The sequence below is a fragment of the Mycobacterium pseudoshottsii JCM 15466 genome (assembly GCF_003584745.1).
Classification (GTDB): Bacteria; Actinomycetota; Actinomycetes; order Mycobacteriales; family Mycobacteriaceae; genus Mycobacterium; species Mycobacterium marinum.
In genome coordinates this window covers 5982918-5996469 of the sequence record NZ_AP018410.1, presented here as the reverse complement: position 1 = coordinate 5996469, position 13552 = coordinate 5982918, and the positions used below count along the sequence as shown (strand labels likewise).

The following is a 13552-nucleotide window of genomic DNA, read 5'->3' as shown; positions in this document are numbered from 1 at the left end:
CGACGCACGAATTTCTTGGTAGTGCGGGCATTTTCGCGCGCACAACACCAAGGTCCGCATGCTCGAATACCGGGGTAACGCGAAGGTCCTCGGTCGTTCGGACTCGAGCGATTCAAGGTGAGTTGCCACTGGGCGCCAACCTCAATTGATTTGACGGATGAGCGCTTCAATAGCCTCGGCGGCTTCGGCATGCAAAGTTTCCTCGGCTTCCGCGCGGACGATCAATTCTTCGGTCACTCCGGCGGCTTGCGCGGTTTCCGAAGTGGACAGATTCGCCCGCCGCCGGGCGGCATACAAACGCTGCGCCAGTGTGGCTCCTGGTGCGGTTGCGCTGAGCGTCATCAATTTGTCGTGATAGCGCCGAACAGCACCAAGCGCCTTGATCAGCTCCGGTGTGATGCGGCTGATGCGGGTCGCCTGGACGGCGATGCCCTCGAGCTGGCGCAAATCGGCAAGGATCGGTGCGGCCCGCTCGGTGAAGTCGGCTTCCTCGGGTGCGGGCAATGCGGCGATTGCGAGGCTGCAGGTGTCGACCGCGGCGGCAACCGCCTGCGCGATCAGCGACGCTGGGCCGTCGGAGGTCGGCGCTTCCACGCTGGCTTCGGGAGCGGGCTCTGGCGCAACGGACTCGCCCTGGCGGATCCGCGCGATGGTTCCCGCGGGCCACTGCAGGACTTCTTCGAGCTTGGCGCGGGTGCGTTCGCGTGGCCAGCTGCGGCCCTTCTCGAACGCGATCAGTGCGCCGGCATTGATGATCCCGTCGGCTGCCAGGCTGCGCTGACTGATGTCGAGCTCCCGGCGTCGTGCCGCCGCGGCGGCCCCGGCGCGAACCACACCAGGATCGGCCTCGTTGGTCTGAGAGTCCGATTGCTCGGCCGGTCGCTGTTCACGGCTGTCTTCTTCAGGCGAATTCGAGGGCCTGACGACTTCGAACGTCAACGCCTTGCCTCCAGTGGGATCGCCGAACCGGACAATGGTCTTGTCGCTGACAGCCACAGAACTTTTCCCTGTTCCGTCGACGACATTACCGTTTGGGCTGTTGGTGACGATCCGCCGTTGCCCACCATCGGAAACCGCTCGCACATGTGTCTGCGTTAACACGGGATCATCCAGTCGTGCGTTGGTCAGCGCGCCGCGGCCGACGGGTCGGTGACCGGGCGTTACCAGGCCCGGTGAGTCGCCGCCACGGGCGACTCGCAGGGCCGGCCGAGCAGTCGATTCGGCGTCGGGCATGTACGTCGATTCCTCGCTCGCGGCTACTGAGGCGGGTGGCAAGGCGCGCGTTCCGCTGACCAACATCCTAACCGTTGCACCCTTCCATTGGTATGCCTTCGCTACGTTTCTCGAACGACAGCCGGCGGGGTTCCGAAGCGACCGTTGTCTGGTTAAACCGGGCCACCGCTACGTTTGATCCTACCCCGAAGCATTGCGCAGTGGAACAGTTTCTGTCCGGAAGGGTGTGCGTCGGGGTGGGTGGAGCGCCGTGTCACCCAGCCGATTGACAGCTAATTACCGCAGGTTATGCCAGGTTGGATGCTGATGATGGCCCATCGCGCAGCGAAGTTGTAGCAGGAGGGTGTGCGGCCCTGCATCGAGAACTGTTGCATTGCGACAGTTAGTGCTATACAATCCTCGGGCAGAGGTTACGAACCTGCAACGCTTTTGCTTTATGGAGGAACGCTTAGATATGACTGCAACTGCTCTGTACGAGATTCCGCTGGGCGTTTGCACGCAGGACCCCGACCGTTGGACGACAACGCCCGACGAGGAAGCCAAGACGCTGTGTCGCGCGTGCCCGCGTCGGTGGGCGTGTGCGCGGGACGCGGTTGAGTCGCCGGGTGCGGAAGGACTTTGGGCGGGTGTTGTGATTCCGGAAGCAGGCCGGGCGCGGGCGTTCGCGTTGGGCCAACTTCGGTCGCTGGCAGAGCGCAACGGTTTCCCGGCGCGCGAGCGGATCACCGCCCAATCGGCATGATGCCCGGCCGCGTCCGCCGCTGCTGCGAGGGGTCTGCGGCGACGCCGGGGTGAATTGCCACGTAGGCAAACAGCGCGAGAAATCCAACGATTTCTCGCGCTGTTTTGCATTCGAGCATCCAGCGGACCAGAAGCTCTAGGTCTCAGACGCTACGTTTTCGGTGGGACGGGGGTCTTCATCGGCAGCGGACCGCGCGGCGAAGTGTCCGGTAATCGTTGCGGCGATTTGCAGAAACTTCAGTCGCGTTCCCGGCTCCAACTCATGGCTCACATCGATAACACCGCCGGGGCGCAGATGCGGATCAAAAGGCACCTCGACAACCTGCTGTCCATGGTCGACGAACTCGCGCGCAAGCACCGAACGCGTGCGCTTGTCGGAATGCCCGTCCGAATCGTTGAGCACCACGACGCTGCGCCGCAGCAAGCCGCTGAGTTTGCGGTCCGCGAGCCATTCCATTGTCTTGGCGGCCGCCGAGGCACCGTCCGCCCAGGGGGAGGACACCACGATAAGCGCGTCCAGGTCGCGCAACACTTCCTGAGTTAGGGGCGCGTCCATCGTGGAGCCGCAGTCAATGATCGAGATGGCGAAATGGCGGTCGAGTCGTAGCGCCGCTTCGCGATAAATCGCGGGGTCAAGTAACCGGCGACCACCGACGGCCGCCTCGCCGGGCAAAACGTGCAGGCCCGCAGCGTTTCGGCCCAAGCGGGCAACCACGTCGGCGAACGACGCCAGATTCCTATCGGCGGTCAGGTCCCAGAACGAGCCACGCGCCGTGGGATCGATCCTGCTGCTCAACCGGCCAAAAGCGGTATCGGCGTCGACTGCCACGATGCGGTCCTGCTGTCGCAATTCGGCCAGGAGTGACCCGATGCTGGCAGCGACTGACGTCTTGCCGACGCCGCCCTTGCCCAGCACACCAACCTTGTGGGTGCCGCGCAACGGGGCTCGAATGGCCGCTTCGAATTCGGCGGCATCGCGCTGCGCCGCCGATGGGCGTGGGTTGATCAGCCCAAACGACGCGACTCGAATGATGTGGCGCCAGCCGTGGCCGGTGGATGGAGGCTCGCCGGGGGTACGCGCCGGTGTGGGCTCGGCCCAAAGGCTTGGCGGTGGAACCTCCGGCATCGGTTCGTGTGGGGCAGCTTGTGGCGGGGAGTGCGGCACGGGTGCAGCGGGGCTTGCCGCCGGTGACTGTGGGGTGAGGCCCGCGGTCACCGGGGGTGGCGGCGAGTTGTGCCCGGTGGGTGGATGCGCCACCGGTGGGGGCGGCAGCTCCGGGACCGAAGGTGGCGCCGGTGGCGGCGGGGGATGCGGGTTGGCCCCCCGCGGTGGGACGGGTGAAGGCTGCGGAGTCGGCGGACGGGGCGGGGCGGGCCGAGGTGGGTGAGTGGGCGCTACCGGAGGGCCTGACGCGTCCGTCGCCGTCCGGTGCATACCGGAACGCTGACGAGACCGACTCGCGTCGGGAACGCTGGGCTGGTCCGGCCGGACCCGGTCTCGCAGAAACTCCTCGCGTTCGTTCATGGGCTCCTCGGTCGCATCAGACTGCCAATGCCAAACACCGACCAGTATCCAAGCATCGACTGGCACTCTCGCCGGCCGGCCGGTTTGGCCCGACACCCCCGTGAACCGCTGTGTTGCCCGGTTCGGGGGCTTGTGGGGGGCTTGTGCCCAGGGCTCCGGCGTTGTTGATTAGCAGGCTTGTGAGCTGGGTTGATGATCTTTGGTGCCGCGCTATTGGGGCCGGAGTGTAGGCACGGGCTATCTGGAGAACGATCGAGTTGGTTACTGTTCGTCGTTGGTCTGGAGTTGCCCGTGCCTACCGTTTCAGTATTGCCTGTGTCGTCGGTTCCAGAGGTGTTCGACCGCTGGAGTCCTGGTGAGCGCAGCGAGCTCATCGGAACGGAGTTTCTCGATGTGTTGGCCTCGGTGCCAGACCCGAGGGACCCACGCGGTCGGAGCCCTGGGCTTGTGCCCTGGGGTGGCCGATTGGCCTAGTTGGGTCCGGGCCCAGGGCTCCGGCGTTGTTGATTAGCAGGCTTGTGAGCTGGGGGATTGTGGATTGAGGAGGTCTAGGCGGCGGTTGGCGGTCAAAGCGGTGATCCGGCAGGCTTCGGCGATGTTGTCGGCGCCGTTGAGGCGGTGCAGATTGATCGCGGTGTTGCGTAGCGTTGCTAGGACCTGTGCGCCGTTTCCGGTATGTGCCCTTTGACGGTCTTCGTCGAAGGTGACGTCGCGTATCCAGTGCAGGCTGTTCTCGATTCCCCAGTGTTGACGCATCCAGGTCATGATCGCGGTAGGGCGGGCGTGCTCGAACGGCAGGCTGCAGATGGCATAGACCACCTCCACGCTGCGCTGGTCGGTGGCGGTGATCAAGCGTTCACGAGTGATCCGGATGATTTGTTTTGCGTAGGGGAAGCCGATTCCTCGTGCAGCGGTGATGATTTGCAGGGTGCGGGTCTCGACACGGCCGTGGCCGCGGGAGTCGTCGGTAGCGGCTGTGGGCACCTCGGCCCAGGGCAGCGCGGTGATACGCGCAAGTATTTTGGCTTGGTTGGACTTGACGATCATCAGGTAGTGCGACTTCAAGGTGGCGCAGATCAACTTCGCGGTGACGACCTGGGTATGCATCGCATCCACGGTGACCAGCCACCGCAAGCTACCCGGCAGCAGCGTGAGCAGGGCACGTACGCAGGGAATTTCATTGCTTTTCTCGGCGACAGCGAGTTGACCGAGCACCAATCGGGCACGGTGGGCGAACACCGACACGAGATGCGTGGCTGTCGCTTTGGCGCGTAAAGCACCACGCAGCATCTTGCCGTCCAACGCGATCGGCACCAATCCACTGGGGTCGCTGCTGGCCACGTGTGCAGTGAAGTAACTGCCCATCCTGGCGTTGAGGTCGGCGGGGTCTAGCCGAGACAAAACAGCGCGGAAGGTCTTCTCACTGGGCCGCCGGAACCGGACCCCTAATTGGGCCAACACATCATCGGGAGCGGTGGCCGCCCATGTGGCAAAACCAGCATAGCCGCGCATCCCCGCGGCAGTGGCCAGAACCGCGATCGCCAACAAAGCCATCAGCGAATACCTCCGACCGCGTGGGTCCCTCGGGTCTGGCACCGAGGCCAACACATCGAGAAACTCCGATCCGATGAGCTCGCTGCGCTCACCAGGACTCCAGCGGTCGAACACCTCTGGAACCGACGACACAGGCAATACTGAAACGGTAGGCACGGGCAACTCCAGACCAACGACGAACAGTAACCAACTCGATCGTTCTCCAGATAGCCCGTGCCTACACTCCGGCCCCAATAGCGCGGCACCAAAGATCATCAACCCAGCTCACAAGCCTGCTAATCAACAACGCCGGAGCCCTGGGTCCGGGCCCGGCGCCGGACCTGCCGGATTGCGCCATCAAGTCCTGCGTGCGTGCAATTACAAGTTGACGATTCGCCGTATATCTGCGGTCCGGAACGTTCCTGCCGGATGCCCCCGAAAAAGTGGGCAATGATTTAGCGCGTCGGGAGGGCGCAGAGCACCTGGTGGCCCATTTCAGAAGCCAATTCGGGTTTATGTTCCGGAATCTAATTCCGGTTTATTTCAGAAGATAGTTCTGAAATAAAAATGCCGGAATTTGGTGCGCGAACCATCGAATTTAGCGACGATAATAGCTATAGCACGATGAAGGGGTTTCGGCATGTCGCAGCCGTGGATGCTGGCGGTGGATCCCAGCGAGATCGTGGCCAGGGCCACCGAGGTGGAAGCCCCGATCGCTGATCCGCCCGGCGGTGCGGTGTTGGCCGCGTGCGCCCTGGGCCCGGCGGTTGCGGGGGCCACACAAATGGCGTTGTCGGCCGAGAGCATGCGCGCCTATCTGCAGTCGAGCGCCCAAGCGCGGCAACGGCTTGCGCAGTTCATGCGGGACGCGGCCAAGGCCTACGAACAGATCGACGAAGGTGCGGCAACGGCTTTGGGCACCAACGGCCACGGCATCGGGGCACCGCCGGTGCCCTCGGGTACGGACCTGCCCCTGCCCGCGCTAACCGACACCCCCACCGCACCAGCAGCGCCTCCGTCTCCATATACCGGCGTCAAACTGGCCGCGATCAACCTCAACAAGCCCGACCAGGGAGTATCGCTGAAGAAGTTCGCCCATGACTGGAATGCCTACAACCTGACAATTCAGCAGTCCCTGGGACGGTTCCGCGACTTCGAGAATTGGGAAGGTGAAGCGGCCACCGCGGTGCAGGCCGCATTCGATCAACACCGGGACTGGCTGCGCCTGATCGCGCGGTTGCGTACCACGATGGCCAAACAAGCCTCAGGCCTCGAACAAGCCCACCACTGGGCCATCGGCCAACACCCGACATTGGCTGATATCACCACATTAGAAGACGTCCTTCGTGACCCCAGGGTGCCCGATAAAAACCGTTTATGAAGGTCTACGCGCAATGTCAGAAGAAATCCGAGGAAGTGCTGACCGGATACGCCACCAGGACAATCACCGAGCCCGTACAACCACCCCGACCACCGGCAGCCCTCACCCACAACGACCCCAAACCCCCACCCCCGCTACCACCCCTCCCGCCTAGCGGGGACCCCACACTGCCCTTCACCGGCACACCACCGATGCCGACGATGCCGTTCACCCCACCCCCGCCGCAACCCCCGACACCACTGAAGCCGCCCGCGCCGCCGCCACACTCGCCACCGGCCCCACCGTCAAACCCGCCGCACTCGGCGAAAGCGCCGGCGCCGCGATCCCCTTGACCGCCCCCCTAGGCGCGGGCCCCACACCCCCGGGTGCACCAGGCGCCCTGGGCCCCGGCACCACCCCCACCGGCCGCCCCCCCGGGCGCCGGCCCCATGGCAGGCATGCCCCTAGGCACCAACAGCCCAGCCCACACCACCAAAACCAAACGCACCCACCAAGACGACCGAGCCCTCTACACCGAACAACGCCCCTGGACCGAAGCACTCATCGGCCCCGCCCGACCCCACCTCACCACCACAACCACCACGGAGCACAAACCATGAACCTCGACCCCACCGCCGCACACCTGCTCGCAGGGCTCACCCAATTCCACACCGCCCTACAAAACCGCTTCCACCAAATGAACGCCGGCAACTTCAAAGCCTCAGACAACACCCACACCGTCGAGGTCACCCTCAACGGATACAACTGGCTCACCGGCATCCGCATCCAAGACGGCCTCCTCAAACAACTCGGCTCCCAAGGCGTCGCCCACCGCGTCAACCAAGCCCTCCACAACGCCAAACAAGCCGTTCACGCCTACGGCAACGCCGCCAACCACGCCCTGGCCACCACCTTGGCCACCCTCGCCACCGCCATCAACCAAACCCACCCCTAACCACACCAAACCGAAAGCGACGCCACACTGACGAAAAGCGAAGTTCAGCCGATGAATGACATGTTGACGTTGCAGCCCGACGTCGTGAACCGGCTTGCCAGCGGGCACGACGCCACCGCAACAAGTCTGCGGGCAGCGACGGCGGCGCCCGCCGGGATCGGTGCGACAGTCGCCGAGACCCACGGCCCATTCACCTCGACCTTCAACAATGCACTAAGCGCCTACGAGGCAGTCTGCGCTAGCGCGGGGCGAGCCCTGGAGGGGGTCGCTGATGGGCTTTCCACGAATCTGACCCGGGCGTTCGCCGCCTACGCCGATACGGACCAACGTGGCGCCGAGATCCTCGACGAGCAGATTGACAACTGATGTTCCCGCTCGGCGTGTGGCCAGACCACGCCGAGGCCCAAACCTCGGGCTAGCTTCTCGCCACGCCCGCAACCCATCTCAGAAAGGCATGTCATGACCGACCAGCCCGGGTACGACGCCCATAACTATCTAGCGGGACTGGGTTTCTCCGGCCCCGCAACCGGAGAGACCGACTCCGCCATCGACGCGTTGCTCAGCTACGCACCGGCCCAACCCGAGGACACCGGATCCGACATGTCAGCAATCCTTGGCGCGACCGAGGAGGACAAAACCGATGAGTGCGAACTGTTCACGGTAACCAATCCTCAAGGGAGCGTTTCGGTGTCGGCCGTCATGGGCGGAGACATCCACCGGGTCGAGCTGTCGGACAAGGTCGACAACATGTCCGAACCGAGGCTTGCCGAGGAGATATTTGTTCTTGCGGACCTGGCCCGGCAGAAGGCGCGGGCCGCGCAGCACGCCTTCATGCTCCAAGGCATGGATGAAGTGAACGACGAAGAACAACGCGCCGTACTGCGCGAAATCGTTGAGAAGACAATGAACTTGCCGACGCCCGAGCAGGCGGCCGCGGCAGAAGAAGAGGTGTTCGCCACCCGATACAAGAACGACTTCACTGCAACAACTGGCTAGTCCCGATCGCCGCCCGTGAACCAAGACCACGGCGGCTCGGACGGGCACAGTTGCGGCGGCCCGACCGAATAGGCCACGCTATGCCGTCGCAGAGATCGGGCAACGCAGCCAATTCGTTTTGTCCCGGTACAGGTCAGCCAGGTCTAGCGAATCGGGGACCATGATGGGCATGGTTGGCAAAGCCGGTCAGGTCAGTAGGCGCTGCCGGTGGGGGCGGGTTTGGGTGTCCAGTGGTGCGCGTTCACTGCTGCTGGTGGTGGCTGCGGTGGCGGTGTCGGGGGTGTTGGTGGCGTCGTCTCGGGAGAGGTGATCGGCCGGCGTGGTGTGCTGTTGGGCCGGTTGAGTCGTGGTGCTGGTGGGTCCGGCGAGGTTGGTGAGTTGGCTCAGGGTGGTGCTGAGTTGAGCGATCGTGGGCAGGCCGGCCAGCGTGCTGGTTGGGTCGGGCAGGTTTGTGGGATCGGGCAGGGTTGGCAGGCCGGTCAATGCGGTGATGGGTAGCTGCGGTGCGCCGAAGTCGGGGAAGCCCGCGCCGGCCCCGGTGGCCAGGTGAAACTCGGGGGCACCGGGTAACTCGGCCAACGTCGACTGCAGATCGGGAAGCTGCGGTGGGGTGGGGCCGGTGGCCTCGGTGAGATCGAACTCCGACAGGGAATGTATTGGTGGAAAGGTCATCTCGGGCGGACCGGGAACTGTGTCCGCCCCGGTGGTCAGGGCCGCCGCCATGGCGGTCAATCGCTGCGTCGCCGCCTGCACGGCGCTGGCATCCTGCGACTTCGTGGCCGCCAACACACCCAGGGCGGTAGCGGCCGTAAACACCGCCATAGTGCATATGGGTATTGCGATATGGAAGGACAGGATTTGGCCCTCGGGCCCGTGCAGCTCCAAGCCAATGCAAACCACAAGCAAGACCAAGACAATCCAAATTTCGGCCGATAGCAGGTCGCGTGCCCGCTTCACGGCGTCGGCCTGGGATGACACCAGCTCGCCGGTGAGCCGGTCCAGATCAGCGACCAGCGTGGTGTGTTGGGATTGGGCGAGGTTCTTGGCGCCATAGGCCCGCGCTGCGTTGCCCCGCCAACCGCCGTCGGGATCAAGGGTCGCGATCTGGGTGCTGACACCGTCGAACATCGATCCACTGCGGTCCAGGGATTCGCCCCGGGACGGGCCGGCCTCTCCAAGCAATGCCAGTAGAAGGCCGAGGATGCCCTCGGTCACCCCGCAAACAACGCTTCCTCGACGCGCCCAAGGGGAATTGTCGGGCGCCCCCTCCTGCGCCGGCGGCGGATTTCCGCCTCCCTCTTGGATGTCTTGGAAGTTCTGCAGATTTCCATCTCCGCGTACCCATCGCGAGATTCCCTGAACCAAACGCTGAAGTTGACTGAGATACATGAGATGAACGTTCCTTTCGGGCCCACGTTGTGCCGGCCGCCCCCAGTTATCGGTGTGACCAGTTGGGCTCACACGATGTGGTCTAGGCGGTGTTGGGTGGGGTGGGTTGTGGTGTGCAGGGGTGCGCGTTCGCCGCTGCTGGTGGCTGCGGTGGCGGCGTCGGTGTCGGGGGTTTCGTCTGTGGTGTGGTGATCGGTCAGGGTGGTGTGCTGATGGGCGCCCTGTTGGGCCAGGGTGGAGATCATTTGTGCGTGTTGGGTGGCGGTGTTGGTGAGTTGGCTCAGGGTGGTGCTGAGTTGAGCGATCGTGGGCAGGGTTGGTAGGCCGGTCAGCGCGGGGATGGGCAGCTGTGGTGCGCCGAAGTCGGGCAAGCCCGCGCCGGCCGCGGTGGGCAGGTGAAATTCGGGGGCGCCGGGTAGGTCGGCGAAAGCCGAGTCCAGATCGGGGAGGTGCGGCGGGGAGGCGGCGCTGCTATCGATGAGATCGAACTCCGACAGGGAATGCGCTGGGGGCAGGCTCATTTCGGGTGCACCGGGGATCATGTCCGACCGTGTAGGCACCCCCGCCGCCATGTCGGACAGTCGCTGCGTCGTCGTCTGCAGACTGCCGGCCCTGCGCGACGTCTTCTTCGCCAAGTCGTGCAGAACAAGAGCAGAGATACCCAGCACGGCACCGCATACGACTACGGCGAAGTTGAAGGAGAGTAGCTGGCCCTCGGGGCCCTGAAGTTCTATGCCGAGGCAAATCAATAGGTAGGCCGAGACAAAGCCTATTGCTGCCCACAGTGCGGTGCGGGCTTGCTTCACGTCGTCGGCTTGGGAGGACACCAGCTCGGCGGCGAGCCGGTCCAGATCAGCCATCAGCGTGGAGTGTCGGGACTGGGCGAGGGTGTGGGCCCCGTAGGCGTGGGCCGCGCAGCCCTGCCAACCGCTGTCGGGAACAAGAGCCGCGATCTGGGCGCCGAGGTCGTCGAACATCGCCGCGCCTTTGACCAGGCAACCACCTTGGTCGGGGGACGCATGTCCAAGCCATGCCAGTTCGCCGCCAAGGATGCAGTCGGTCACCAGGCAAACAACGCTGCCTCGGCGCAGCCGTTGGGGATTTTCTTCGTTCCCCTCTGCGTCTTCTGCGATCAGTCGTCGAATCAGATTCCTCATTGTTCCGTTGAGGTTCATGCGTTGAACTTTCCTTCGGTTTCACGTGGAGCCGGCTGTTGAAGGTTGATCGGTGGTGTGATCTGTGTGGCCTCACACGACGACGTCTTGGTGTTGTTGGGTGGGGCGGGTTGTGCTGCCCAGGCGCGCGCGCTCGCCGCTGGTGGTGGTGGCTGCGGTGGCGGTGTCGGGGGTGTTGGTGGCGTCGTCTTGGGTGAGGTGATCGGCCGCGGTGGTGTGCTGTTGGGCCGGTTGGGTCGTGGCGCTGGTGGGCCCGTCGAGGTTGGTGAGTTGGCTCAGGGTGGTGCTGAGTTGAGCGATCATGGGCAGGGTTGGCAGGCCGGTCAATGCGGTGATGGGCAGCTGCGGTGCGCCGAAGTCGGGGAAGCCCACCCCGGCCCCGGTGGCCAGGTGAAACTCGGGGGCGCCGGGTAACTCGGCCAACGTCGACTGCAGATCGGGCAGCTGCGGTGGGGTGGGCCCGGTGTCCTCGGCGAGACCGAACTCGGAGAGGGAATGTTTCGGGGGAGTGGGCATTTCAGGCGAACCGGGAACCGCGTCGGAGCCGGTGGTCAGGGCCGCCACCATGGCGGTCAATCGCTGTGTCGCCGCCTGCACGGCGCTGGCATTCCGCGACGTCGTGACCGCCAAGAAGGTCAGGGCGACAGCGGCGACAAACAACGCGGTACCGCATATGGGTAGTGCGGAATAGAAGGAGACGAGTTGGCCCTCGGGCCCCTGCAGTTCCAAACCAATGCAAACCACAAGCAAGACCGAGACAATCGCTACTAGTGCCCACAGGGTGGAGCGCACTTTGTGCACGTCATCGGCTTGGGCTGACACCAGCTCGGCGGCGAGTCGGTCCAGATCCGCCATCAGCCCCGTGTGCTGGGATTGGGCGAGGTTGCGAGCCCCATAGGCGCGGGCCGCGCTGCCCTGCCAACCGCCGTCGGGACCAAGGGCCGCGATCTGGGCAATGACACCGTCGAACATCGATCCACTGCTGTCCATGCGGTCCCCCTGGTCGGGGAACCCATGTCCAAGCCATGCGAGCAAGCCACCAAGGATGCCGTCGGTCCCCAAGCAAACAACGCTTCCTCGATGCTTCGAAAGGAAACTATCGGTCAACTCCTCTTCCGCCGCTGGCGGATTCGCCTGTGCGGCGTTGAGGTCGTCGAGCACTTGCTGCGAAAGGTCTTGCATCGCTTTTATTGTTTGAATGGTGGCTGGCTGCATGAGATGAACGTCTCCTTCGGTCGGACGTTGTGCCGGACGTGGCCTGTTGGCTTCACACGGCGAGTTTTCGGTGTTGTTGGGTGGGGTGGGTTGTGCTGTCCAGGGGTGCCAGGGCTCCGGCGTTGTTGATTAGCAGGCTTGTGAGCTGGGGGATTGTGGATTGAGGAGGTCTAGGCGGCGGTTGGCGGTCAAAGCGGTGATCCGGCAGGCTTCGGCGATGTTGTCGGCGCCGTTGAGGCGGTGCAGATTGATCGCGGTGTTGCGTAGCGTTGCTAGGACCTGTGCGCCGTTTCCGGTATGTGCCCTTTGACGGTCTTCGTCGAAGGTGACGTCGCGTATCCAGTGCAGGCTGTTCTCGATTCCCCAGTGTTGACGCATCCAGGTCATGATCGCGGTAGGGCGGGCGTGCTCGAACGGCAGGCTGCAGATGGCATAGACCACCTCCACGCTGCGCTGGTCGGTGGCGGTGATCAAGCGTTCACGAGTGATCCGAATGATTTGTTTTGCGTAGGGGAAGCCGATTCCTCGTGCAGCGGCGATGATTTGCAGGGTGCGGGTCTCGACACGGCCGTGGCCGCGGGAGTCGTCGGTAGCGGCTGCGGGCACCTCGGCCCAGGGCAGCGCGGTGATACGCGCAAATATTTTGGCTTGGTTGGACTTGACGATCATCAGGTAGTGCGACTTCAAGGTGGCGCAGATCAACTTCGCGGTGACAACCTGGGTATGCATCGCATCCACGGTGACCAGCCACCGCAAGCTACCCGGCAGCAGCGTGAGCAGGGCACGTACGCAGGGAATTTCATTGCTTTTCTCGGCGACAGCGAGTTGACCGAGCACCAATCGGGCACGGTGGGCGAACACCGACACGAGATGCGTGGCTGTCGCTTTGGCGCGTAAAGCACCACGCAGCATCTTGCCGTCCAACGCGATCGGCACCAATCCACTGGGGTCGCTGCTGGCCACGTGTGCAGTGAAGTAACTGCCCATCCTGGCGTTGAGGTCGGCGGGGTCTAGCCGAGACAAAACAGCGCGGAAGGTCTTCTCACTGGGCCGCCGGAACCGGACCCCTAATTGGGCCAACACATCATCGGGAGCGGTGGCCGCCCATGTGGCAAAACCAGCATAGCCGCGCATCCCCGCGGCAGTGGCCAGAACCGCGATCGCCAACAAAGCCATCAGCGAATACCTCCGACCGCGTGGGTCCCTCGGGTCTGGCACCGAGGCCAACACATCGAGAAACTCCGATCCGATGAGCTCGCTGCGCTCACCAGGACTCCAGCGGTCGAACACCTCTGGAACCGACGACACAGGCAATACTGAAACGGTAGGCACGGGCAACTCCAGACCAACGACGAACAGTAACCAACTCGATCGTTCTCCAGATAGCCCGTGCCTACACTCCGGCCCCAATAGCGCGGCACCAAAGATCA

Annotated in this window: 13 protein-coding genes and 1 pseudogene; 7 read left to right on the top strand and 7 right to left on the bottom strand. The window is 64.0% G+C overall.

From position 1 onward, the window contains the following. Nucleotides 1–141: 141 nt before the first annotated feature. Nucleotides 142–1233: an ESX-1 type VII secretion system transcriptional regulator EspM gene (gene espM / locus MPSD_RS30070; RefSeq protein WP_020785505.1), complete on the bottom strand. Its 1092-nt coding sequence runs from the start codon at nucleotides 1231–1233 to the stop codon at nucleotides 142–144. A 454-nt stretch (nucleotides 1234–1687) separates the two neighbouring features. On the opposite strand from espM, the gene MPSD_RS27475 reads away from it, so the two are divergent. Beyond that, the gene (locus MPSD_RS27475) at nucleotides 1688–1975 is read left to right on the top strand and encodes a WhiB family transcriptional regulator (RefSeq protein WP_012396937.1); all 288 of its coding nucleotides are present in this window, start codon (nucleotides 1688–1690) and stop codon (nucleotides 1973–1975) included. A 135-nt stretch (nucleotides 1976–2110) separates the two neighbouring features. Here the strand turns inward: MPSD_RS27475 and MPSD_RS27470 are convergent, their stop codons facing one another. Continuing rightward, nucleotides 2111–3499 carry a MinD/ParA family ATP-binding protein gene (locus tag MPSD_RS27470; protein ID WP_232022691.1) on the bottom strand — a complete coding sequence of 463 codons (1389 nt, stop codon included), beginning with the start codon at nucleotides 3497–3499 and terminating at the stop codon, nucleotides 2111–2113. A gap of 291 nt (nucleotides 3500–3790) precedes the next feature. On the opposite strand from MPSD_RS27470, the pseudogene MPSD_RS30970 reads away from it, so the two are divergent. Continuing rightward, nucleotides 3791–3949: pseudogene (locus MPSD_RS30970) on the top strand (transposase); the annotation flags it as partial. A 57-nt stretch (nucleotides 3950–4006) separates the two neighbouring features. Here the strand turns inward: MPSD_RS30970 and MPSD_RS27460 are convergent. Further along, complete coding sequence (locus MPSD_RS27460; RefSeq protein WP_420811852.1) at nucleotides 4007–5209, bottom strand: ISAs1-like element IS2404/ISMul1 family transposase; 1203 nt, start codon at nucleotides 5207–5209, stop codon at nucleotides 4007–4009. A 463-nt stretch (nucleotides 5210–5672) separates the two neighbouring features. Between MPSD_RS27460 and MPSD_RS30065 the strand changes: the two genes are divergently transcribed. From MPSD_RS30065 to MPSD_RS27435, 5 genes are all read left to right on the top strand, one after another. Beyond that, complete coding sequence (locus tag MPSD_RS30065) at nucleotides 5673–6413, top strand: PPE domain-containing protein (RefSeq protein WP_020785508.1); 741 nt, start codon at nucleotides 5673–5675, stop codon at nucleotides 6411–6413. Next, the gene (locus tag MPSD_RS30965; RefSeq protein ID WP_420811826.1) at nucleotides 6410–6745 is read left to right on the top strand and encodes a PPE domain-containing protein; all 336 of its coding nucleotides are present in this window, start codon (nucleotides 6410–6412) and stop codon (nucleotides 6743–6745) included. The genes MPSD_RS30065 and MPSD_RS30965 overlap by 4 nt, the downstream gene beginning before the upstream one ends. A gap of 263 nt (nucleotides 6746–7008) precedes the next feature. After that, complete coding sequence (locus MPSD_RS27445) at nucleotides 7009–7347, top strand: YbaB/EbfC family nucleoid-associated protein (RefSeq protein WP_086085876.1); 339 nt, start codon at nucleotides 7009–7011, stop codon at nucleotides 7345–7347. A 51-nt stretch (nucleotides 7348–7398) separates the two neighbouring features. Beyond that, on the top strand, nucleotides 7399–7713 hold the full coding sequence (locus MPSD_RS27440; protein WP_036426097.1) for an ESX-1 secretion-associated protein: 315 nt from the start codon (nucleotides 7399–7401) through the stop codon (nucleotides 7711–7713). A 93-nt stretch (nucleotides 7714–7806) separates the two neighbouring features. Continuing rightward, nucleotides 7807–8343, top strand: coding sequence for a DUF2694 family protein (locus tag MPSD_RS27435; RefSeq protein WP_020785512.1), 537 nt, complete (start codon nucleotides 7807–7809; stop codon nucleotides 8341–8343). Nucleotides 8344–8529: 186 nt separating this feature from the next. On the opposite strand, the gene MPSD_RS27430 is transcribed toward MPSD_RS27435, so the two are convergent. The 4 genes from MPSD_RS27430 to MPSD_RS27415 form a co-directional block, all read right to left on the bottom strand. Continuing rightward, nucleotides 8530–9732, bottom strand: coding sequence for an EspA/EspE family type VII secretion system effector (locus MPSD_RS27430; RefSeq protein WP_223161535.1), 1203 nt, complete (start codon nucleotides 9730–9732; stop codon nucleotides 8530–8532). Nucleotides 9733–9800: 68 nt separating this feature from the next. Beyond that, entirely contained in the window at nucleotides 9801–10907 is a 1107-nt protein-coding gene (locus MPSD_RS27425; RefSeq protein ID WP_020785514.1) for an EspA/EspE family type VII secretion system effector, read from the bottom strand. 72 nt (nucleotides 10908–10979) lie between these two features. Next, nucleotides 10980–12122, bottom strand: coding sequence for an EspA/EspE family type VII secretion system effector (locus MPSD_RS27420; protein WP_086085877.1), 1143 nt, complete (start codon nucleotides 12120–12122; stop codon nucleotides 10980–10982). 129 nt (nucleotides 12123–12251) lie between these two features. Further along, a complete protein-coding gene (locus MPSD_RS27415; RefSeq protein WP_420811987.1) occupies nucleotides 12252–13454 on the bottom strand; it encodes an ISAs1-like element IS2404/ISMul1 family transposase in 1203 nt (400 codons plus the stop codon). Nucleotides 13455–13552 lie beyond the last annotated feature (98 nt).

Excerpts from the sequence above, each read along its gene's own strand:
- espM (WP_020785505.1), bottom strand. The coding sequence starts at position 1,233 with ATGCCCGACGCCGAATCGACTGCTCGGCCGGCCCTGCGAGTCGCCCGT.
- MPSD_RS27475 (WP_012396937.1), top strand. The coding sequence starts at position 1,688 with ATGACTGCAACTGCTCTGTACGAGATTCCGCTGGGCGTTTGCACGCAG.
- MPSD_RS27470 (WP_232022691.1), bottom strand. The coding sequence starts at position 3,499 with ATGAACGAACGCGAGGAGTTTCTGCGAGACCGGGTCCGGCCGGACCAG.
- MPSD_RS30065 (WP_020785508.1), top strand. The coding sequence starts at position 5,673 with ATGTCGCAGCCGTGGATGCTGGCGGTGGATCCCAGCGAGATCGTGGCC.
- MPSD_RS30965 (WP_420811826.1), top strand. The coding sequence starts at position 6,410 with ATGAAGGTCTACGCGCAATGTCAGAAGAAATCCGAGGAAGTGCTGACC.
- MPSD_RS27445 (WP_086085876.1), top strand. The coding sequence starts at position 7,009 with ATGAACCTCGACCCCACCGCCGCACACCTGCTCGCAGGGCTCACCCAA.
- MPSD_RS27440 (WP_036426097.1), top strand. The coding sequence starts at position 7,399 with ATGAATGACATGTTGACGTTGCAGCCCGACGTCGTGAACCGGCTTGCC.
- MPSD_RS27435 (WP_020785512.1), top strand. The coding sequence starts at position 7,807 with ATGACCGACCAGCCCGGGTACGACGCCCATAACTATCTAGCGGGACTG.
- MPSD_RS27430 (WP_223161535.1), bottom strand. The coding sequence starts at position 9,732 with ATGTATCTCAGTCAACTTCAGCGTTTGGTTCAGGGAATCTCGCGATGG.
- MPSD_RS27425 (WP_020785514.1), bottom strand. The coding sequence starts at position 10,907 with ATGAACCTCAACGGAACAATGAGGAATCTGATTCGACGACTGATCGCA.
- MPSD_RS27420 (WP_086085877.1), bottom strand. The coding sequence starts at position 12,122 with ATGCAGCCAGCCACCATTCAAACAATAAAAGCGATGCAAGACCTTTCG.